The sequence below is a fragment of the Peribacillus sp. NPDC097295 genome (assembly GCF_044761665.1).
Lineage (GTDB): Bacteria > Bacillota > Bacilli > Bacillales > DSM-1321 > Peribacillus.
In genome coordinates, this window is record NZ_JBIWCW010000005.1 from 178,226 (window position 1) to 200,622 (window position 22,397).

The following is a 22,397-nucleotide window of genomic DNA, read 5'->3' on the forward strand; positions in this document are numbered from 1 at the left end:
TTTTGTTTTTTTGCTATACTGTAAAAAAAGAGTACATAGTCATCATTCAGATAGGAGTTGTAGGCATGGTAGAAAGAAGAACACCCATCAAGCTGGGTGAAGCCCTAGAAAAAATAATGAAGCATGCATTGAAGGGACAAATAGAAATGGTCCCTCTTGAGGACTGCCACTATCGCTTTTTAGCGAAAGATATCATCGCAACTAATGATGTTCCACACTTCAATCGCTCACCGTACGATGGTTTTGCGCTCAGAGCCGCGGATACAGCGGAAGGCTCCCTTGATAATCCGCTGGAATTCGAGGTCATTGAAGAACTGGCTGCCGGGATGGTCTCTACCCGTCCGGTAAAGAAAAACCAAGTGGCACGCATCATGACTGGCGCCCAGATGCCAGAAGAATGTGATGCCGTCATCATGCTTGAGCTAACGAAAGAATTCGAAAAGGATGGGAAGAAATATATCTCTTTCAAACGGTCCCTTAAGCAAGGAGAAAATGTATCCTTTAAAGGAGAAGACGCAAAAAAAGGCGACATCCTCGTCAAAAAAGGCACGATGATCAATCCTGGCATCATTGGTTTACTTGCTACATTCGGGTATGCCGAAGTGCCTGTCGCTAAAAAACCCGTCGTTGGTTTGTTTGCAACAGGATCTGAACTTCTTGATGTCAACGAGCCACTGCAACCGGGAAAAATCCGGAATAGCAACTCTCATGCCATCTCCGCTCAAATCCATAGAGCTGGTGGAGACGTTCGTTTTTATGGGAAGCTCATGGATGAGTTTGATGTCAGCTATAATGCCATATCTGCAGCCTTGGAAGAGGTCGATCTCTTAATTACAACGGGCGGTGTGTCTGTCGGTGACTTTGACCTTCTTCCTGACATCTACCAAAAACTCGGTGCTGACGTCCTATTCAATAAAGTGGCCATGCGCCCTGGAAGCGTGACGACAGTCGCCGTTTATCAGAACAAGTTCTTATTCGGCTTATCTGGTAATCCTTCCGCGAGCTATGTTGGTTTTGAATTGTTTGCCCGGCCTATCATCCGTACCATGCTGTTTTCAGAACAGCCTCATTTACGAAAAGAACAAGCGGTCCTTGCTGAAGATTTCTTAAAGCCGAACCCGTTCACCCGACTACTGCGCACACGGTTGTTTTATGAATCCGGACAGCTTCGCGTCGTTCCTAGCGGCGTCGACAAATCCAATATCACCACAAGCTTGGCAGGCGCGAATTCGCTTACAGTACTCCCTGGGGGAACACGTGGATTCAAAACCGGTGATAGCGTGGATGTGTTTCTTCTGGATGATCAAGAAGGATCAATTTGGCCTTGGTGACACCGTTCATATTTCAAATAGTCGGCTACCAAAATAGAGGGAAAACGACTTTCATCACGAAACTCATCCGGAATCTTAAGGAAGAAAAGCTGGAGACCGCCGTCCTGAAACATCATGGGCATGGCGGTAAACCGGACACCGACCTGAAGAAAGACTCTACGAAACATTTCCAAGCGGGAGCGGCTGCTTCACTCGTTGAAGGTGACGGCTCCATCGAATTGCTGGGGAATTTCAAATCCGGTGCCACTCTTCCTGATCTGCTTCGGTTATTGGGGATGTTCCACCCCGACGTAATTCTGATTGAAGGGTATAAACGGGAGAACTTTCCGAAGGTCATCCTCATTAAAGAGAATAGTGATTTTGAATTACTGAAACGGCTTAACAACATTCAAGCAGTGGTGGCGTGGCCCACCTGTCTTGAACAAGCGAGAGAGCACGCTGAAGTTCCCGTGTTCCCACTGGATTCCGATGATTTCATTGAGTGGTTTATCCATAAGTTCAATCAAGATCAACTTTAGAAATAAAAATAAAGAGGCATCCTATAAAATGAGGGATGCCTCTTTTCTTCGATGATTATTATTGTTCCGTCAAAATCAATGGACCATTTTTTGTGATGGCAATCGTATGCTCAAACTGTGCTGAGTATTTCCCATCAGCCGTCGAAGCCGTCCATCCATTAGGATCTCTGGTTGCTTTATATGTACCTACGTTTACCATCGGTTCAATCGTGAATACCATGCCTTCCTTTAGGCGTGGCCCTTTATGTGGCAAGCCATAATGAGGGACTTGAGGCTCTTCATGGATGACACTTCCGATTCCGTGGCCGATGAAATCACGAACCACCGAGAAACCTTCCGCCTCCACATAAGATTGGATGGTATGACCAATATCCCCAATACGATTGCCCACAACACACACTTCAATGGCTTTATATAGCGATTCCTTCGTTACATGAACTAAATGTTCCGTCTCCTTGGATACTTTGCCGACTTTGTACGTCCATGCTGAATCCGATAGGGCACCATTATAATTAACGACCATATCAATCGTGACGATATCACCATTTTTCAATGGCGTCTTACGAGGAAAGCCATGGCAGATTTCTTCGTTAATGCTTGCACATGTTACATATTCATATCCCTTGTAACCCTTTTGTTCGGGCTTAGCGCCATGTTTCTTTAAGAATTCGTCTACAAATTCTTCAATTTCCCATGTTGTCACACCAGGTGCGATCAGTTTGGCAATCTCCCTATGACAAGCGGCTAAAATCTTCCCTGATTCATGCATCGCTTGAATTTCACGTTCAGACTTTATGACTATCAATCGTTACACTTCCTTTTTTCTTTTCTTCTTATATATTACTGCAAAGATAGAAGTATATGAATCCAAAAACCTTATAAATAAAAAAATCCCGGCAGCCGCCGGGATTTTTTTATTATTTCAATAACTTGAGTGATTCTCGATTAAAGGCTGGAAGATCATCAGGAGTTCTGCTTGTCACAAGTTGATCGCCACAAACGACGACTTCTTCGTCCAAGTAAGTTGCCCCTGCATATTCCATATCGACCTTAATCGATGTATATCCTGTTGCATGGCGTCCTTCAAGGGCTTTGGCTGTAATTAACAGCTGTGGTCCATGACAGATGGCAAACACAGGTTTCTTGGCGTCCATGAATGCCTTCGTGAACGTTACGAAGCGTTCGTCCGCCCGTAAGATATCCGGAGAGAATCCACCCGGGATGAGCAAGGCATCGAAATCCTCCGCTTTCACAGAATCGATGCTTTCATCGATTGTAATTTCAACGTCGCCTTGTTTCCCATTGACCGTTTTTCCTTTTTCCATTTCAATCGTCGTAACCGTGTGACCCGCTTCCTTAAAGGCCTTCACCGGTTCACTGTATTCCGAATCTTCAACCATATCTGTTACTACACATGCGATTTTTTTACTCATAAAAATTCATCTCCTCAATTTTGATCGAATGAACTTACTGTACTTTATTTATATTCCCCGGGAGGACAAGCTTGAAACGTTCAATCCGATTCTCCATACATGATTCTTGAAACAGACTTTCTTTAAACGATGAACCTTCCGACTGTACCTGTCATTTTTTCAGATAAGGCACTTAAATGATGTGCCGATGCATTAATTTCTTCCATTGCTGCATTTTGCTCTTCCGCTGAAGCGGCGACGGATTGTGCAGCATCTGAAGTTTCATGGATCATGGATACCGTTGACTGAATTACTTCAGCCATCTCATTTGTTCCACCCTGGACATTTTTTAAGGATGCCGATATTTTTTCGATATCCACGGTAACTTCCTGTATGGACGAACGGATTACCCCAAAAGAATCACCAGCCTGTGAGGAATATTCAATTCCTTGTAGGATGGCTTCGCGACCATTCCCCATAGAGAGAATCGATTCTTCTATGCCCCTCTGAATATCTTCTACCAGTAACTTAATATCATTAGCCGACTTATTGGACTGCTCGGCCAACTTTTTCACCTCATCCGCTACGATTGCAAAACCTTTTCCATGTTCTCCTGCACGCGCGGCCTCTATTGCGGCATTTAACGCGAGGAGATTGGTTTGATCACTAATACCCGTAATGATATTTATGATGTCTCCGATTTTCTTCGATTTCGTTCCAAGGTGGTTAATTGTTTCGGAAGTGGATTGGTTCGTTTGATTGATGACGCCCACCTGCTTCACTGTTTTTTGAATGATTGCTTCTCCATTCAATGCTTCCTCCGCATGTTTTACAGAGGAATTCTTCACGGATTCCGTATAGTGAGTAATGGATGTCACATCCTTAAGGATTCTTTGAATATTCCGTTCCAATACCTGTGAAAAGTCCGACTGGGTATCCGTAGACGCAGCAACCTCCTGCACACAATAGGCAATGCTATCTGCCGCCTTGCCCGTTTCATCGGAACTTGCATGAAGCTGTTGTGACGCAGCCGCCACCTGATCGCTCATATCCCGCACCGAACCAATTAAAGTCGATAAGTTCCCACGCATATCTGCGTAGTTTTTTCCTAGAAAAGAGATTTCATCACCTTTCATGTCGTCAATTGCAAACGTGAAATCCCCCTTGCCAGCCCGATCCATCGCATTTCCCAAGTTTCCGAGCCGTTTTTTGAGCCCCTTTGTAAACACCCAAACTACTCCAATAGAAATCAAAAATATAACGACAAAGGCGATGGTTGAAGCTAACGTGATTTTCCCCAAAGCCGCATACACATTTTTCTGGGAATTCCCTATGTAAAATATACCTATACTCTCTCCTTCCGCATTCTTTATTGGTTCATACATCCCATAAAATTTTTCATTTCCTACTTGGGATTCCCCATGATAGTTTTCCCCTTGACCCAAGACCTTTTTCCTTACTTGCGCTTGGACCTTGGAGCCGACAGCCCGTTTTCCGTCATCATTTACTATCGTTGTCGCAACACGTGTATTTCCCCCAAAAATGGTGATGCTCCCATCTGACAACTCAGCAAGCGAATCCACTAACTCTTCATTGCCACTAATTTTGGCTTCGCCTTTATACAATTCACCATCGACCATCCCCCAGTCTCCTGGATATTTCATGTTCACATATGCATAACCTAGCTTCATATTCGAATCAGCGGCTTTGACTGCTGATGTTTTAAAAGCGCTGGAAACTTCAAACCGGATAATCCCTAAAAAGGCGATTCCCATTAACAATAACAAACCGACCACAAGCAAATTGACCTTTTGAGTAATCTTTAATCTTCCAAAAACCTTCATCCCTTTTCCCCCTTATCACCATTTCCTTTAAAAAAGGGATATCGACAATCCATTCCTCGATTGCTCCTTTTGAGGTATATCGGTAGAGTTTCCCTCCTACTGAAGGCAAAGAACCGGAATCAATCCCACATTCATAAAGTTGTTGATATTACAAGAATTCCCACGATAAAAGTCGGAAAATGTTCTTTTTTTAGACATTGAAATCCGCTTTCTTGACTACAACCGTGACATATATATGAATGACAACAACTTTAATCATGACTATATGCTAACATCTCGGTTTTTTTAAAAAAAATCCCTATATTAACGTTAACGAAAGACAAATAATGTATATTTTTCATATAGACTATTGAAAGGTGTTGAACTAATTTGAAAAAAATATTTTGCATATTATTCTTGATATCAGTATTTTTAATTGCTTGTTCAAAAGATGTAGACGAAAATGATAATTTTGACGAAAATGAAGTAAAGGATGAAGTATATTTAGTATTTGAAGGAGAAAATGAAAATTGGGAGGCAGAAATAACATTTGATCAATCAGTTGAAAATGTAGAAAGTGCATCTCATATTATTAGATATATTGGTAAAGATCCCGTTCCCAAAAAAGTTCATTATCAAATAGGTACCCTTGAAGCAAATGTAGAACTAATAGATGGGATATGGGAAGGTGGAGGCAAAGAATGCGAATGCCATACAAAACCCGATGAAGATATACTGTTTAATGTAGAATGGAATGGGAGGAAAGAAGAATTCAAATTAGAGCATAAACCGAATTAATATATATAAATTAAAATAGATGTCCCGTAGTAAATTGATAACAGTGCATCTATTTTATTATTTTTAAAAGTAAAGACTATGCTTAAAATAAAGTATTTGTAATTATAACCCAACTCGAAGGAACTGTTTCCGTAAACGACGCACCTACAGATTTAGTTCTATTTTGGCCTCTATATTCTCCAAGGGTACAGCCACTATATCTAGTCTCATCGTCCTGACCATAGGTAAGTTTAGTATTTTTAAAAGATAAGTAGGCATCTACACTTGTCCATCCACCTGTTATATTTTATTCAAATCGTAATGTTGTAGTAATGCCCCTAAGAGCATCGTCCTAAAGGTTACTTGGCGGGTCGAAGATGAATGTAATACAAACAGCAACTTGCTATGATAAAAGTTCATCGTGGTCTCAGAAGGCAAAAAAAAATAAGAGTCACTAAACTCTTATCACAGTTTGTCGACAAAAGAGCATCGCCCTTTTTTAAAAAATTCCCTTAGATTAATCATCCAACCTATACTCTTTTGCCCGCGAAACACTTCTAATATATAGATTTTACTTGATGATAATGCAAAGTTGATTGGAACGGAAGGTACGAGACTCCTGCGGGAAATGCGCGTCTAGGGGAGACACTGCAGGCGAAGCCGAGGAGGCTCCCCGACCGCCCGCGGAAAGCGAGTGCCTGAAGTGGAAATCAACGTTCACATTGACAAACACATTTTTCATCGAGTTTGTCTACAGTCTAAGATAAGAGTCACTAAACTCTTATCTTATTTATTGCTTATAGTTCATGCTTCGGGTATTTGCCTACCACATGAATCGCACTGATGATCCTCTTATTGATCCATTTTCTGTTTTCTTCCGTATTTAACTTTCCGAATACGATTTCCCTTCCTTCTTCCGTTGTTACGTAATAAGTAGGAAGGGTATTCAAGGAAAGCGTGATGATGTCATTCTTGCATTTATTACATGGACAAAACGTTTGATAATCCGTTCCGGACATTAAAATCTGCACCCATGTCACTACAATCTCTTCCATGACATTTGTATATTCTCTTTCCATATAAACTCCTTCGGTAACGAAAAACCTGTCCATTCCGACAGATTTTTCACTCATTTATCGGTGTCCGTGGAACGATCAATATTTCAACGCGCCGATTTTTAGCTCGACCTTCTGCTGTTTTATTAGACGCGAGAGGCTTGAATTCCCCAAAGCCTTTGGCGCTGAACATTTCAGGATCCAATTTCGTATTATCCAGAAGAAGCTTCATGAAATTCACTGCACGCATGACACTCAAATCCCAGTTGGAATCATATCGATATGTCTTGATGGGAACGTTGTCCGTGTGGCCGCTTATGACTATGCTACGAGGCAAGTCCATAACCAGAAGACTCGATATCTCCTTGGCTATCCTGCGATCTTCCGTTCTTACTTCCGAGACGCCCGATTCAAACAGGACATTGTCCCTGATGGATATCATTAACCCTTCATCGGTAAGGTTCGTATCCAGTTCGTTCACTAAATCATTTTTCTGGATATATTCATTTACTCGTTCCTGTACCTCTGATAGCTGTTGTTCCTCGCTTTTGCCCTGCCCCTTCGTCCCTTTGATGCCTGTCATCTGTTCTGGGGACGTAGGATTATCACTAGGCGAGTCACTCGGATACTCCATGAATCCCGTTCCGCTCGTAAACACTTGATTAAACACGTTGGACAATTGTTGGAATTTGACGGCATCCACCGAACTGGACGCAAACAGAACGATGAAAAGAGCAAGAAGCAGAGTCAGGATATCCGCATAGGGGACCAACCAAGATTCATCAATATGTTCATCATGCTTTTGTTTCTTTTTCCGCCTAGCCATCTTCTCTCACATCGCCTTCTAACCACTTTTTACGATCTTCAGCAGGCAAATAGGATGTTAATTTTTGTTCAATCGTTCGTGGTGCTTCCCCTTCAATGATCGATAGAATCCCTTCGATCATCATTTCTTTAATGCGGACCTCCTGTTGCGATTTCCGTTTCAGCTTATTCGCAAATGGATGCCATAATACATACCCTGTATAAATCCCCATAAGGGTCGCGACGAAGGCGGCAGATATGGCATGCCCCAACGCCTCGGTGTCAGCCATGTTCCCCAGTGCCGCAATCAGCCCGATAACCGCACCCAATACCCCAAGCGTAGGCGCATAGGTGCCGGCTTGGCTAAAAATGGCGGCTCCACTTTGATGACGTTCTTCCATCGCGTCTATTTCCTCAGCCAAGATATCGCGGATATAATCAGCACTTTGACCCTCCACTGCAAGGTTCAAACCATTTTTTAAGAAAGTGTTGTCCACCTGATCCGAAATGGTTTCCAAGGCCAATAATCCTTCTTTCCTCGCGATGACCGCCCATTCGGAAAATGTTTTAATCAATTCTTCAGGTTTCGCCAACTTTTGTTGAAGAAATAAAATCTTTAATATTTTTGGCAATCTTTTCAATTCAGATAAAGGAAAAGCCGTTACAACAGCAGCCACTGTTCCTACAATGATTATCAGGATGGCTGCCGGGTTGACCAACGCGCTTACACTGACACCTTTCATCACCATTCCCACTAAAATAGCGACAATACCTAAAACTATACCTACAACCGATGTTATATCCATCATACTCACCCATTCATATATAATCTTGTCTGCTCCTTATATCGGATAAATTTCGGAAAAAATGAGGATTATTTTACTATTCCAATAGATTGAATATAAAAAGTCTATCTTTTTTCACAAAGTCTTCCTTTTTTCATCCTTATACAGCAACCATTCTATCGTATATTTCGACAAGATAGGGGAAAATATCACAAAAAGGAAATATGAAACATCCAAGAGGATTTATAATTAGGCATTATTTCGCCAAAATATGTTAGTTCTATATGATTTCTCACACGAGAGACGGGTCCCTGGAAAATCCCAGGGGGGGGTTAACTATAGACTTACATGCAATTTAAGGGGTAAGATACACCATTAATTTCACTAGTTTTTCAAAAACAAAGGTCTTTAAACTTAGCTTATGCATTTTAATAAGTGTGGTCTTAATGTTAGTTAGTTTAATTATTAAGGGTAATTCCGATATTTACGTATCCAAATTCATCTTACAAAAATTCAAAATATGTATGTCAGATAAGGAGTCTTTTTACATATAGATGGACTTATATAGCCTATTTTCACTCTCCTAAGTTCAAAATTGATTGTTTTATCTATAAAGCAGAGTGGCAAAACTTGTCCTTCCTTAATAATATGATAGGGAACCGAAGATAGGAGGGATTGTAGTGGGTCAAAACAAAAAAAACAAAGAGAAAGAGATTATTGTTCTATGTGAAAAATGTTTCTTTAATACGCAGGATAAAGATAAGAAGGATAAGAAGAAGAACAAGAAGTAAAAATACGACAATTTTTTTGACAAGATAAGAGCTAAAAGAGTTTTTATCTTGTCAAATAATGTTTAAAACGCGACATGAAAGAGTCAATTCCCTTATTCTACTAACCTTGCCTTAGTTGAATAAGGGATACATATAAAAAAACAAGGAAATAAGAAGAATTTCTTACGAGGGTTGAATCGGACAAAACATGTAAGTTTTATATTTAACGTTGCTATTTAAGGGGGAAATCACTAGTTTCCAGAAATAAAGACCATTGAAAAAGCTACCAAATGGTAGCTTAATGGTTTTCTACGTTCATTTATTTTTAGCGAACTTAGGTATCCTTTTAATCCCCTCCGATCCAACATAACTCCCTATCATCCCCATTAACACGCTTGTAGAAATCATTTTGACCACATAATATATTCCTGTACCCATTATCATATCAATGATCAAGAAGTTCTTGATCGTTGATCCTTTAACCGTGTAAAACACAATTTGGTTTTTCCTCTTCACATGATCACATACCTTCATCTTTTGTCTAAAGGTATGATAAAAGTAGATTGTCATATTCGTAAGGCAAGTCATTTTTTCACTACAACATAAAAGGATCGCCAATCGGCGTCCTTCCAGTTTGTCGACAAAAGGGCATCGCATGTTTTAAAAGTCCCTTAAATTAATCCACCCCATACTCTTTTGACCGCGAAACATACTCAATCGTTTCTTTACGCTTCGAATATATAGATTTTACTTGATGATCATGCAAAGTGGATTGGAACCAAAAGTACGAGACTCCTGCGGGTAATGCGCGTCTAGGGGAGACACCGCAGGCGAAGCCAAGGAGGCTCCCCGACCGCCCGCGGAAAGCGAGTGCCTGAAGTGGAAATCAACGTTCTAATTGACAAACACATTTTTCATCGAGTTTGTCTACAGTCTAAAAGGACCGCCAATCGGCGTCTTTCTTCTCTATTTCTTCATCCTCTTCTCCCCATGTCCTTTCTGCTATCCAGCACTTTGATGAGGGGCGAGACTAAAAATAAGATGAATAAAATCCTGAATAAATGAAAGCTTGTGACCACGGAAACATCGACAGAAACCGACATGGCCGTGACCGCCATTTCCGCCACTCCGCCGGGTGCCATGCTTAAAAACAATTCGCTTTCCGGAAGGGAAAGGATGGGGGAAAAGTGGATCGCTAAATAATAACAAAAACCAATGAGCAAGACATTACTTACCAATACAACGGCGAACATCTTCCTGAAAAGCCTTGGGTTATCGACCTTTAGTGTGTAGCCTAGATGGGCACCAATCAAAAGCTGTGATAGGTTCAACCAGAAGCCTGGGATTTGTGGTGCCTCAGATCCTGTCAAATTGAACAGGGCCGCAGCGATGAGCGGGCCTAATAGAAAAGGAAGCGGAAAGTGAATCTTTCTGGCAATGAAGATGAATAAGAACAATGCTGCAATCAGAAGAATAGCCAAGGTCCATTCATAATCAAACAAAAAGAAAGTCCCTTTAGTCATGATGTCCGTTGCTTCAGAATCAACGGACATCACATGAGTGACGATCCAGGGAACCATCGATATGACGAGGATGACCCGAAGCGTCTGCATGAAACCCACAACCGTTTCATCACTATCTTTGATTTCCTCACTCAGGATCACCATCTGGGACAAGCCGCCCGGAAAACTACCAAGAAGCGAGGTGCTCATCGTTAGTTTCAATCGCTTACCAATGAACAAACCCGTTAGCACCGTGAACAAGATTAGGACCACCGTTGTAAACAGCATGACGGGTAAATACTCGGTCATCTCATGCAAGGATTGTTTCGTGAAGGAACTTCCAAGCTGCAAACCGAGGATGATCAGGCCGGTACTTCTAAGTGTTTTGGACCACAACATCGAAGGTCCCCATTTGATTTTAGCAATCATCACCACGAATAACGGTCCGAGCATCCATGGTAAATAGATGCCGAGTATCTCGAACAGGTATCCCCCTAGGAAAGCTAATAGGGCGGTAAAACCCATTCTTAAACTCTTATGATCCGATATGAATGTTTTCAAATTAATAACCTTCTTACCTTTAAAATTCCACTTATATCTTACCATAACTAATTCCTGCTAACTTATCCCCGCCTTGTCTTCCCTTCAATCTTTGATTATGATGAGGGAATAACTGAAAGTATGGGAATTTACTATGCGTTTACGAGATTGGGATACTAACTTAAAGATTCGGCTTGCCGGTGAATCTGTCGTCAATATATCATTTTGGATGTTTTTCCCATTCCTTGCGATTTATTTTACCGAATCGTTTGGGAAAACAACCGCTGGATTGCTACTCATTTTCTCGCAATTCTTTGCCGTTGTAGCCAATTTATTCGGGGGATATTGTGCCGATCGATTCGGAAGGAAACGGATGATGGTCCTTTCCACCTTTGGCCAAGGGTTTGCGTACATATTCTTTGCATGGGCCAGCTCTCCTTGGCTTGATTCGCCAATCATCGGATTTATCAGTTTCACTGCAGTGAGTATATTCAGTGCCTTTTATAATCCTGCCAGTCAGGCCATGGTCGCGGATGTGATTCCGGAAAAAGACCGCAGTGGCGTTTTCGCCGTTTTTTATACCTCCATCAACATCGCCGTGGTCATAGGCCCGATCCTTGGGGGGATTTTTTATGCAACCCACCGCTTCGAACTGTTGGCCCTTGCTGCCATCATTAATATCCTGCTAGGGGTCATCCTGCAAGCATGGGTCAGTGAAACCGCTCCTCTAGCTAAAAAGCTAAAGGCAAAAGGAAACAGGATAAGTGGATTCTCTGTTTTGCTGAATCAACTACGAGACTATCAAATCATTTTCCGAGATAAGGTCTTTCTTCTTTTCATCATCGCTGGGGTCCTGGTCTACCAAACGTTCATGCAGCTGGATTTATTGTTTCCCGTCTATATTAATGAGATGGTCGACCCACAGTCCATATTTTCGTTCACCTTACAGGAGGAACAAATTTTCGGATTTTTGCTTGCTGAAAATGGATTGTTCGTGGCCCTTTTAACCATCACCGTTACGAAATGGGCCGCCATGTACAAAGAGAGAAATGTATTCATCCTCTCTTCTCTGATTTACGGTTTTTCGATGATTCTATTTGGTGCGACCCAATGGGTCTGGGGATTATTCATCGCCATTGCCCTATTTTCCATCGCAGAGCTTTTAACGGCCGGCATTCAGCAAGGTTTTGTCTCAAAGCTGGCTCCAGCACATATGCGTGGCCAATATTTTGCGGCTTCAAGCTTGCGTTTCACCATTGGTAGAATGCTGGCGCCCCTCTCCATCCCCATGACCGGTTGGATTGGATATACGGGGACATTCGCGATGATTAGCCTTCTCGCCATCATGAGTGCCATTTTATATTTCGTCATGTTTTCCCTGTATGATAAGGCGAAAGTCGACATTCCATAATTTTACTCGATTTCCTACCCCCATAAACCTACCATAAGAGGTAGAATCATTATATAGGGGTCAAAACTCTTATGGAGGGGTGACTAGATGTTATCAAATACAGAAATAGGTATAGACTTAGGAACGGCAAATACACTAGTGTACAGTAAAAATAAAGGAATCATATTTAATGAGCCATCAGTCGTGGCCATTGATATAGTGACTCATAAAGTATTGGCAGTCGGTCTGGAAGCGAAGAATATGATTGGGAAAACTCCTGGTCATATTGTGGCCACCCGACCATTGAAGGACGGGGTTATTGCTGATTTTGACGTGACTGCACAAATGCTTAAGGAAATCATGAAAAAGGTAAGCAAAGAGATGGGCTTCACGATCCGTAAACCGAACGTGGTCGTATGTACACCATCCGGTTCTACATCCGTTGAAAGAAGGGCCATCCAGGATGCGGTTAGAAGTTGCGGGGCCAAACAAGTCCATCTTATCGAAGAACCTGTAGCCGCAGCCATAGGCGCTGGATTGCCTGTAGAAGAACCCACGGCGAATGTCATCGTGGACATTGGTGGTGGTACCACAGAAGTTGCCATCATATCGTATGGTGGAGTCGTTTCATGTAACTCCATCCGTATTGGCGGCGACCAATTGGATGAAGATATCTGTCAATATGTAAGAAAAAAACATAACGTTTTGATTGGGGAACGGACAGCCGAACTAATAAAAATGGAAATCGGCTACGCACTCATCGACCATTCTCCATTGACCATGGAAGTCAGGGGGCGCGACCTTGTCACCGGCCTTCCGAAGCCGATTACAATTTCATCCACGGATGTTCAAGAAGCCATTCAAGAATCATTGCTACATATTCTTGAAGCCATCCGTTCCACTTTGGAAGACTGCCCGCCTGAATTAAGTGGGGACATTGTCGACCAGGGCGTCGTCCTTTCCGGTGGCGGGGCGCTCCTTAACGGAGTCCAAGATTGGTTGATGAAAGAACTTATCGTACCTGTCGAACTTGCGGATAGCCCACTTGAGTCCGTTGCCATTGGTACAGGCCGTTCACTCGCAATCATAACCAAATTACAAAAAGCCGTTTATTGAAGGTTTGGAAAAAGGGAATCCTTATATGGGTTCCTTTTTTTCATGTCTGAAATGGAATTCAGATTTTCCTCAATCCTTTTTCCCTTGCAAGATATATTTCCATTCTTTTCAGTAAAGAATACATAAAAAGGAGGCTGCATGAATGGATACTTTTCTCTATTTCTTCTATTTAGCCGGGTACGTTGCCCTTTTCATATGGGCCGTTTCCCTCGCTAAAAAGTATGGATGTGTCTCTCCGTCGAACGTTCTCTTACTCGTGATTTTCGGGCTGGTGGTGGATAATGCCCTGCTCGCATTCGGACGGTATATCGGACCACGGCCCTTTCTAGAATCGTTCAGCTATGCTCGGTATTGGGGCCATGCCCTTTTCACACCCACATTGGTTCTCTTTGCTTGGGATTCCCTTAGAAAAGCGGACATAGGTTGGGCCAAGATCTCGCTTGTGAAGTATATGACCTACATCTTATTGATAGCGCTTATAGTCTATGAACTACTCACTGAAACGCTCGGCCTTAGGTTGCATGCAGAATGGAAGTACGGGGTTTTAAGTTATGCCAAAGCAGCAGCATCAAGTGGACCGCCGGTCATGGTGTTGATTGTATCCCTCGTTTTAATCGTTTCCGCGTTCGTAATTTGGCGAAAACAGAAATGGATCTGGTATTTGGTCGGCACCGTCATTATGACCATCGGTAGCGCTATTCCTCTCCCCATCAAAAGCGATGCATACATGAACGGATTCGAACTCATCCTTCTGTTCTCCCTGCTTGCCACGAAACAATTTCAAGACCAGAAAGCGAAACAGCAAGGGACAAGCTTTTAAATATATGCTTGCCTAAGATGGAGAACCTGACCTCTACGTGTGCAATGTAACATAAGTTATGTTATAATGTAATTAAGTTACATTAGCAAGAGGAGAAGAAGAATTATGGAATATGTAGAAGCCTTTAAGGATGTCAATGAAATCAGCAAGATCAAAAGTTACTTGCGATCTCACTCCAGCCGCGATTATTTGTTATTTGTTTTAGGGATCAATACGGGGATGAAAATCAATGAGATGTTGGAAGTGACCGTGGCAAGCGTTCTCGATGAAACGGGTAAAGTTAAAGAGTTTTATGAGCAACGCTTGGAAAATGACGAGGTCATCCAAATCTATTTGAATCAGAAAGTCCGCACAGCTTTACAAGAATACATCAAGGACTCGAAAGTGATGGAAGGCCAATTTTTGTTTTTATCACCTAAGACAAAAAAACCGATCACACGCCAACAGGCACACCGGATCATTCATGATGCCGTGGAAGGTGCCGGATTGATTGGTAAGTATGGGGCCAGCTCAATGCGTAAGACATTTGGATATCACGCCTATAAGCAAGGGGTTTCCCTCGCCTTGATCCAGAAGCATTATCATCATTCAAGTCCATCTGAGACACTGAAATACATTGGCATTTCCAAGGAGAATAAATTCAAGACGATCATCGACGTGAATTTATAGCATATTTCTATATTTTGTAATCTCAAACCACCATTTTAAGGAGGAATTCAAGTGAAAATTAGAGAAAGCGAACTTCCTGGTATAGGCCAGAAATTCGAGATTATCACGAGAAATGATGAAAAATTAGTGATTGTCATTCACGATGATGGCCGTAGGGAGTTATACCACTTCGATACCGATCATGAGGATGTTATTTCAAGCATCACACTCAATGATCAGGAAGCACGTCAAATGGCGTCCATCATAGGCGGTATGATTTATAAACCACAGGCCCTCGAAACAATCGAAATGTCATTAGGGGACTTGGTCATCGAATGGTTCAAAGTGGAACCAGGTTCCAAAGTCGTTAATCAAACAATCGGTGACATTGATATTCGTAACAATTACAATGTGACCGTTATTGCCCATTCTAAAAAAGGGAAAAAACAACTGAATAACCCCGGTCCGGATTCGATCATCGCTGCAGGCGATACGCTTGTCATTTCTGGTGAGAGAAAAGATATCAAAAATCTGATTAGAGAATTACTGACCGACGAAAGGAGTGACTAAGTACAAATGGATCACTTAGTCTTTGAGGTAGGAACCGCCCTGTTATTGGTTGCTGCCGCAGCTCTTATAGCAGGAAAATTTAAAATATCGAATGTACCCATCCTAATTATCGTCGGCATGCTGGTAGGACCTCATGCCCCGCATTTCGGGGTGATTGATCTACGTTTCATCGAAAGTGAAGAAATTATTGCTTTCCTCGGTAGAGTCGGCATCCTATTCCTTCTATTTTATTTAGGACTTGAATTCTCCGTTAAAAAACTAATGAAATCCGGAAAAAACATCGTGACAGGCGGTTCCATTTACATTGTCATCAATGTTGGTTTAGCCTTGGCCTATGGTTTCCTCATGGGACTCCCACTTAAAGAAGTCCTGATTTTGACGGGAATCATCAGTTTCTCCTCAAGTGCCATTGTTGCCAAAGTGCTTGTTGACCTTAGAAGGACAGGTAACAACGAAACAGAGCTTATCCTTGGTATCATCATGTTCGAAGATATTTTCCTGGCAGTATATTTATCAGTCGTATCCGGTTTGGTATTAAGCTCCTCTGGTTCAGTTTGGGGAACACTTCTATCTACGTTTATTGCAATCGGATATATGCTGTTATTTTTCGTTATCGCCCGTAAAGCATCCGGTTTCCTCAATAAATTATTCAATATCACCTCCGATGAGATTTTTATCATCGTTGTGTTCGCCTTACTTTTCTTTATCGCTGGTTTCTCAGAAACGATTCACGTTGCAGAAGCTATCGGTGCATTACTGCTCGGTCTTGTCTTTTCTGAAACGGAACATAGCGACCGTATTGAAAAGCTCGTCATTCCCTTCAGAGACTTCTTTGGAGCCATATTCTTCTTCAGCTTTGGATTAAGTATCGATCCTACAACGCTTGGTGGAGCTGTATGGATGGTTCTTGGAGCAGTCATCATTACAATCATCGGAAACTTCATTGCTGGTATGATTGCAGGACGTAAATCCGGTTTATCCCATAAAGCCTCGGCCAACATCGGCTTAACCATCGTATCACGCGGTGAATTCTCCATCATTCTTGCAAACCTAGGTATTGCCGGAGGTTTAATGCCTATACTCACCCCGTTTGCGGCATTGTACGTGTTGACATTAGCGATTCTTGGTCCAATTCTTACGAAAGAATCCAAACATATCTATACGATCCTCAATAAAATCTTCAAATGGACGCCGCCAAAAGTCCAAAAAGAACACCAAAAAGAAAGTTAAACGAGAAAGGTCCAGACAGCAAGTCTGGACCTTAGTTTGTCGACAAAAGGGCATCGACCTTTTAAAAAAAGTCCCCTTAGATTAATCATCCAACCCATACTCTTTTGCCCGCGAAACATTTCGAATAAATATATTTTACTTGATGATAACGCAAAGTGGATTGGAACGGAAGGTACGAGACTCCTGCGGGAAATGCGTGTCTAGGGAGACAACGCAGGCGAAGCCGAGGAGGCTCACCGACCGCCCGCGGAAAGCGAGTGCCTGAAGTGGAAATCAACATTCACATTGATCAAACACATTTTTCACCCGAGTTTGCTTACTAGTTGATGAAGCGTCACAAAAAATTTCCCACTAGTTATCCTCCTTCAAGGCATATCGGAGGCACCCATTGAATATTCAATTAGAACTGGCAACTTTTCACTATTTCCAGTTATGAGGGTTAAAACATCCAAACTGAGGGAAAAGAAGCAGATAAACTAAGAAACCTTTCAGGAGTGATGCCCGAATGAATAAGTCGATTGATTTTAGTAAGAAACTCATCAAGGAAGTCAAAGAGGATCGTGTCACGGGACTGGCGGCTGAGCAGGCCTACTATTACCTACTCGCACTATTCCCTTTGCTTATTTTATTGCTATCGATCCTGCCTTATATGAACATCGATACGCAAACAGCTATAGATACTCTAAAGACATTCATGCCATCCGAAACGATGGGAGTCATTGAAGAGAATATCATCAAGATTTTGAATGAACGGAATGGCGGCCTACTGACTTTCGGTTTCCTTGGTACCATCTGGTCTGCCTCTAATGGAATGAACGCATTCATTCATTCCATGAACATCGCTTATGATGTAGAAGAAACACGTAATTTCATCAAGGCGCGCCTCATTTCCATCCTGTTAACATTAGGATTGGTCCTCGCTTTTGGCGTGATGCTGGTTCTTCCTATTTTCGGTAAAGTGCTCATTAATTTAATGGAAGAAGTCGTTTCTCTTCCGAAAGAAACACAAACCTTATTCAGCATACTGCGATGGGTTATCGCCATTGCGGTTATCTCTTGCGTGCTTGCCTTTTTATACCGGTTTGCACCGAATAAGACCTTTCCATTCAAACACGTCATTCCGGGCGCAGTGACAGCGACCATCCTATGGTTCGTCATCTCCATCGGGTTTTCATTCTACGTCAGTAATTTCGCTAATTATTCGTCTACTTACGGTAGTTTAGGAGGCGTCATCATCCTTATGTTATGGCTGTACCTGAGCGGACTGAGCTTAGTGATTGGCGGAGAAATCAACGCGATTCTCCACCGTCAAAAATCCATGCCACAAAAAAATTCCCGTACGATCGTCCATCCAGTGCCATTAAAAAGATAGAAAAAAACAGGCTCCGATATCGGAGACCTGTTTTTTTCTAGTGTATGGTCCGAAACATGCTTAAGCAGTTTTTCTTAATAAATATAAGAAGTAAGGTGCCCCGATAATAGCCACGATAATGCCAGCAGGAATCGTTTGTTCACTATAAATGATACGCCCCAAAGTATCAGCGAAAACTAAGATGACCGCACCAATGATTGGCGATAAAAACAAGAAGTTTTGGTGCTTTGAACCAACCAGTTGTTTGGCGATATGAGGGGCAATCAATCCGATGAAACTAATGCTTCCGACAACTGAAACTGCGGACGCAGCTAAGGCTACTGCAATGATGAGCAATAGACCCCGGTCTCGATTAAGGGAAACTCCAAGCCCTTTCGCTATGGTTTCATTAAGTGCCAGTAAATTCATCGCTTTTTGTTTCCATAGCAAGATGGGTATCGCTACTAAAAGCCATGGAAGAAGGGCAAAAATAAAGGGCCAATCCGCTCCCCAAATATTTCCAGCAAGCCATTTGGAAATGAATTGGACATCCTCTTGTTTGGCACTGGAAACCAAGATGATCATCAACCCTGATAAAGCGGAAGCAAATCCAACCCCCATCAACACTAGCTTTATCGGTTGGATGCCGTGTTTCCTATCCAATGTGAACAGAACGATGAGACCTGCTGTAAGCAGTCCTCCCAAGAATCCTACTGCCGGTAGCTGATAGGTAAAGGCTTCCAAGTTGGCGTCGACTAACAAATAAAATAAGGTAATGGAAACGCCAGCCCCAGCATTTATACCGATAATACCTGGGTCAGCTAAATCATTTTTTGTCAAAGTCTGTAAAATAGCACCAGATAAAGCCAGCGACATCCCAGCCAAGGTAAGAACCAGGACACGGGGAAGTCGAATCGAAAACAGAATGAATTCCTCTTTAAAAGTTCCCTCCCCTACTATAGTCGGAATGATTTGAGAGATTCCCACTGAAGAAGGTCCTAAGCTGATTCCTCCTACAATACTTAAAATCAGCAAGAGGATCGTCAGGCTATATATCAAACGTATTTTATTATTTTTACGCAAAGAAAGTACGACCTCCTTTCTTCACTAAAACCAAGAAGAATAGAAAACCAATGACGGAAACCAATGCAACGATCGGTAATTCTAAAGGAGCAATGATGATTCTACTAATGAAGTCTGTGAACACCATAAAGGCCCCCCCGATGATGATGGACATCGGGATAATCGAGCGATAATCGGCACCGACGATCTTCCGGACGATGTGTGGGATAAATAAACCTACAAAGGATAAGTTCCCTATCAGGGCCACTGCCGTCCCTGCTAAAACAATGACCACGAACATGAGAATGACTTTGATTTTCTTCGTTTTTTGACCGAGTCCCTTCGCTACTTCTTCGTTTAAACTCAGGACCGTCAATGGTTTGCTATAGACAATCGCTAACACCAATCCAAAGATGATGAAGGGGACGATGATCAAAGCATCCCATGTCGTGCTGATCAATCCACCAGCCGTCCACGTGCTAACATTTTTCGATACATTAAAAAGAATCGCTACACCACTTGAAATGGCTTGTAAAAACAGAGAAACGGCCGCCCCTGCTAATACAAGCTTCAAGGGAGAAAAACCGTTTCTCGACGTTACACCTATTCCAAATACAAGTAGCATGCCAATCATTGCCCCTATAAAAGAACTGAACATGAGCATTAAGAAGGTGATGCCAGGAATGAAGGCCAAAACAAGTGAAAGAGCCAAATTGGCACCTGAAGTTAAACCTAGTAAACCCGGATCGGCAAGAGGGTTTCTTGTCATCCCTTGCATGATCGCACCGGCAACCGCTAAAGCGGCACCTACAAAGAAGGCTGCGATGACACGTGGGAGGCGTATTTCCCTTAGAACATCATAATAAGGTCCCCCACTTTGTCCGATGACAGCTTCATATAATTCTCGGAAACTCGTATTCGCTGCACCATATCCTAAAGACATGATCATGATCACCAACAATACAATGAACGATATAACCATCTTACTTATAATAGAATAGGAGATCTTCATTAAAATCTCCCCTTATTTACCCAAGAAAGATTTTTCGAAGAAGTCTAGTTGTTTATCGAAAGAATGGGCATCTGCAAAATAGAACGCAGAACCTTCCGCATAAAACACCTTTTTATTTTTAACCGCTGGTATATTGTTGTACCAAGTTGAGTCCATGAATGAAGTATCTTGTCCTTCTTTCACTAGATTAAGGACCAAGTAATCCCCAACATAATCACCTAATACCTCTTCGGAAATCCCAAAGTAACCAGGCTCTAGTGCCACATCTTTAACAGCCTTTGGCATGTTCAATCCCATTTCTTGATATAGGATTTCCGTTCCGCGGCCCCAGTTATCCCCGAATAAATAGATTTGTTTATCAGAGTTACCAGCAACCGTAATCGTAGCATCTTCCCCGATTTCAGCTTTGATCTTGTCTCCCACAACTTTTGAACGTGCTTGGAAATCTTTTACCCACGCATTCATTTCCTTTTCTTTATTGATCACTTTACCGACTTCGATACGTTGATCGATATAATCTAAAGCACCGTATGTGAAGATAACCGTTGGCGCAATTTCTTTTAATTTCTTAACGTCTTCCACATCATTCGATCCGATGATCAAATCTGGATCAAGTTCAATGATTTTCTCATAATCCGTACTTGCGACAACTTCAGCATCTGGATATTTTTTTGCGAAATCCGGATTGTCTTTTGACCAAGAATCCATCCCCACTACATTAACATCCATTTCCATTAAATCGCCCACAAACAATGATAAAACGACAACACGCTTTGGATCAGCAGGAACTTTAACTGTACCATTTTCTGATTTATAACTAATCGTACCCGATTTTTTTGTATCATCCTTACCATCAGATGTTTCTTTAGTCTTTGAATCATCATTTCCACAAGCCGATAAAATAACCATTAAAGCAGCAACTATAAATAAAAGCCATTTTTTCATGTTCATTCTCCTTTTATTAAATCATATGTAATGCATACTGGTTTATTGGTGCGAGGATCCTTACTGATCTCTGCGTCAATCTTGAACACTTTCTTCAAAACCTCTGGTATCATCACTTCTTCTGGTGTGCCGGCCTTTATTAAAGTCCCGCTCTCAAGCGCAATCATAAAATGGGAAAATCTCGCTGCATGGTTTAAATCATGTAAAACCATCACGATGGTTCGATTCTCTTTTTCATTTAAATGTTGCAAAAGTTCTAACACTTCGAGCTGATGTGCCATGTCCAAATAGGTTGTAGGCTCATCCAAGAAAATGATGTCTGTATTTTGTGCAAGCGCCAGAGCAATCCAAACCCGTTGTTTTTGGCCTCCGGAAAGTTCATCTACGGAGTTGTGCCTGAACTCATAGGTATTGGTAGACCTCATGGCCCAGTCGATGATTTCTTTATCTTCTTTCTTTAAGCTTCCAAAGCCTGTTTGGTATGGAAATCGTCCATAAGAAACCAGTTCCTCCACCAACAGCCCAACAGCACTATCCTGCGTTTGAGGTAATATGGCAAGTTCCCTTGCCAACTCTTTTGTATTTTTCTTTTGTATTTCGGCTCCATCAAGAAAAATTTGGCCTTTTTGATAAGGGATAATTCTTGTTAAGGCCTTCAATAATGTGGACTTTCCACATCCATTCGATCCTATAATGGTAGTGATTTGACCATCGGGAATGTCAATTGTCAGGCCGTTTACGATCACTTTTTTATCGTAACCAACTTCAACGTTACTAACGTTCATCCGCATGTATTCGTCATCGCCCCTTTCACGTTGAAATTGATAATCGTTATCATTCACTTAACAATAAGATTATTCTGCATTTAGAAACTTTTGTCAAGTATTTTTAGGTAAAAAGGCCTCTATAAATTAAGTATGAAAAAAGCCGTCCAGC

The 22,397-nt window shown here is 42.0% G+C and carries 22 protein-coding genes; 10 read left to right on the forward strand and 12 right to left on the reverse strand.

Annotated elements, in window-relative coordinates:
* Nucleotides 1-65 precede the first annotated feature (65 nt).
* Nucleotides 66-1,331 carry a molybdopterin molybdotransferase MoeA gene (locus ACIQXN_RS11590; protein ID WP_402966439.1) on the forward strand — a complete coding sequence of 422 codons (1,266 nt, stop codon included), beginning with the start codon at nt 66-68 and terminating at the stop codon, nt 1,329-1,331.
* A complete protein-coding gene (mobB, locus tag ACIQXN_RS11595; RefSeq protein ID WP_402966664.1) occupies nt 1,328-1,849 on the forward strand; it encodes a molybdopterin-guanine dinucleotide biosynthesis protein B in 522 nt (173 codons plus the stop codon). Before ACIQXN_RS11590 ends, mobB begins: the two co-directional genes overlap by 4 nt.
* 58 nt (nt 1,850-1,907) lie before the next feature.
* Here the strand turns inward: mobB and map are convergent, their stop codons facing one another.
* From map to ACIQXN_RS11610, 3 genes are all read right to left on the reverse strand, one after another.
* A complete protein-coding gene (gene map / locus ACIQXN_RS11600; RefSeq protein ID WP_402966441.1) occupies nt 1,908-2,654 on the reverse strand; it encodes a type I methionyl aminopeptidase in 747 nt (248 codons plus the stop codon).
* 112 nt (nt 2,655-2,766) lie between these two features.
* Nucleotides 2,767-3,282, reverse strand: coding sequence for a type 1 glutamine amidotransferase domain-containing protein (locus tag ACIQXN_RS11605; protein WP_402966443.1), 516 nt, complete (start codon nt 3,280-3,282; stop codon nt 2,767-2,769).
* Between the two features lie 122 nt (nt 3,283-3,404).
* Entirely contained in the window at nt 3,405-5,105 is a 1,701-nt protein-coding gene (locus tag ACIQXN_RS11610) for a methyl-accepting chemotaxis protein (RefSeq protein WP_402966446.1), read from the reverse strand.
* 369 nt (nt 5,106-5,474) lie between these two features.
* On the opposite strand from ACIQXN_RS11610, the gene ACIQXN_RS11615 reads away from it, so the two are divergent.
* Nucleotides 5,475-5,882 (forward strand): hypothetical protein, encoded by a 408-nt coding sequence (locus ACIQXN_RS11615; RefSeq protein WP_402966448.1) that lies wholly within the window; start codon nt 5,475-5,477, stop codon nt 5,880-5,882.
* A gap of 776 nt (nt 5,883-6,658) precedes the next feature.
* On the opposite strand, the gene ACIQXN_RS11620 is transcribed toward ACIQXN_RS11615, so the two are convergent.
* The 5 genes from ACIQXN_RS11620 to ACIQXN_RS11640 all read right to left on the reverse strand — a co-directional run bounded on the left by ACIQXN_RS11620 (nt 6,659) and on the right by ACIQXN_RS11640 (nt 11,338).
* Nucleotides 6,659-6,940, reverse strand: a complete 282-nt coding sequence (locus ACIQXN_RS11620) for a late competence development ComFB family protein (RefSeq protein WP_402966450.1) — start codon at nt 6,938-6,940, stop codon at nt 6,659-6,661.
* Between the two features lie 46 nt (nt 6,941-6,986).
* Entirely contained in the window at nt 6,987-7,742 is a 756-nt protein-coding gene (gene motB, locus ACIQXN_RS11625) for a flagellar motor protein MotB (RefSeq protein WP_402966452.1), read from the reverse strand.
* On the reverse strand, nt 7,735-8,526 hold the full coding sequence (gene motA, locus ACIQXN_RS11630) for a flagellar motor stator protein MotA (RefSeq protein WP_402966454.1): 792 nt from the start codon (nt 8,524-8,526) through the stop codon (nt 7,735-7,737). Before motA ends, motB begins: the two co-directional genes overlap by 8 nt.
* A gap of 1,064 nt (nt 8,527-9,590) precedes the next feature.
* Nucleotides 9,591-9,932 carry a hypothetical protein gene (locus ACIQXN_RS11635; RefSeq protein WP_402966456.1) on the reverse strand — a complete coding sequence of 114 codons (342 nt, stop codon included), beginning with the start codon at nt 9,930-9,932 and terminating at the stop codon, nt 9,591-9,593.
* A gap of 317 nt (nt 9,933-10,249) precedes the next feature.
* The gene (locus ACIQXN_RS11640; RefSeq protein ID WP_402966458.1) at nt 10,250-11,338 is read right to left on the reverse strand and encodes an AbrB family transcriptional regulator; all 1,089 of its coding nucleotides are present in this window, start codon (nt 11,336-11,338) and stop codon (nt 10,250-10,252) included.
* A gap of 133 nt (nt 11,339-11,471) precedes the next feature.
* Here ACIQXN_RS11640 and ACIQXN_RS11645 point away from each other — a divergent pair, with 133 nt between their 5' ends.
* The 7 genes from ACIQXN_RS11645 (at nt 11,472) to ACIQXN_RS11675 (ending at nt 18,463) form a co-directional block, all read left to right on the forward strand.
* Nucleotides 11,472-12,728, forward strand: coding sequence for an MDR family MFS transporter (locus tag ACIQXN_RS11645; RefSeq protein WP_402966460.1), 1,257 nt, complete (start codon nt 11,472-11,474; stop codon nt 12,726-12,728).
* 87 nt (nt 12,729-12,815) lie between these two features.
* Nucleotides 12,816-13,823, forward strand: coding sequence for a rod-share determining protein MreBH (mreBH, locus tag ACIQXN_RS11650; RefSeq protein WP_402966462.1), 1,008 nt, complete (start codon nt 12,816-12,818; stop codon nt 13,821-13,823).
* Nucleotides 13,824-13,965: 142 nt separating this feature from the next.
* Nucleotides 13,966-14,643, forward strand: coding sequence for a hypothetical protein (locus tag ACIQXN_RS11655; RefSeq protein WP_402966464.1), 678 nt, complete (start codon nt 13,966-13,968; stop codon nt 14,641-14,643).
* A 105-nt stretch (nt 14,644-14,748) separates the two neighbouring features.
* Complete coding sequence (locus ACIQXN_RS11660) at nt 14,749-15,312, forward strand: tyrosine-type recombinase/integrase (RefSeq protein ID WP_402966466.1); 564 nt, start codon at nt 14,749-14,751, stop codon at nt 15,310-15,312.
* A gap of 51 nt (nt 15,313-15,363) precedes the next feature.
* Nucleotides 15,364-15,861: a cation:proton antiporter regulatory subunit gene (locus ACIQXN_RS11665; RefSeq protein WP_402966468.1), complete on the forward strand. Its 498-nt coding sequence runs from the start codon at nt 15,364-15,366 to the stop codon at nt 15,859-15,861.
* Nucleotides 15,862-15,867: 6 nt separating this feature from the next.
* A complete protein-coding gene (locus tag ACIQXN_RS11670; RefSeq protein WP_402966470.1) occupies nt 15,868-17,091 on the forward strand; it encodes a cation:proton antiporter in 1,224 nt (407 codons plus the stop codon).
* Between the two features lie 505 nt (nt 17,092-17,596).
* Nucleotides 17,597-18,463, forward strand: a complete 867-nt coding sequence (locus ACIQXN_RS11675) for a YihY/virulence factor BrkB family protein (protein WP_402966472.1) — start codon at nt 17,597-17,599, stop codon at nt 18,461-18,463.
* A 60-nt stretch (nt 18,464-18,523) separates the two neighbouring features.
* On the opposite strand, the gene ACIQXN_RS11680 is transcribed toward ACIQXN_RS11675, so the two are convergent.
* The 4 genes from ACIQXN_RS11680 to ACIQXN_RS11695 are packed head-to-tail and all read right to left on the reverse strand — an operon-like array spanning nt 18,524 to nt 22,252.
* Nucleotides 18,524-19,525, reverse strand: a complete 1,002-nt coding sequence (locus ACIQXN_RS11680) for a FecCD family ABC transporter permease (protein WP_402966474.1) — start codon at nt 19,523-19,525, stop codon at nt 18,524-18,526.
* Nucleotides 19,518-20,516, reverse strand: coding sequence for a FecCD family ABC transporter permease (locus ACIQXN_RS11685; RefSeq protein WP_402966476.1), 999 nt, complete (start codon nt 20,514-20,516; stop codon nt 19,518-19,520). Before ACIQXN_RS11685 ends, ACIQXN_RS11680 begins: the two co-directional genes overlap by 8 nt.
* Before the next feature lie 12 nt (nt 20,517-20,528).
* Nucleotides 20,529-21,461 carry an ABC transporter substrate-binding protein gene (locus ACIQXN_RS11690; protein ID WP_402966477.1) on the reverse strand — a complete coding sequence of 311 codons (933 nt, stop codon included), beginning with the start codon at nt 21,459-21,461 and terminating at the stop codon, nt 20,529-20,531.
* A gap of 2 nt (nt 21,462-21,463) precedes the next feature.
* Nucleotides 21,464-22,252: an ABC transporter ATP-binding protein gene (locus tag ACIQXN_RS11695; protein WP_402966478.1), complete on the reverse strand. Its 789-nt coding sequence runs from the start codon at nt 22,250-22,252 to the stop codon at nt 21,464-21,466.
* Nucleotides 22,253-22,397: the final 145 nt, after the last annotated feature.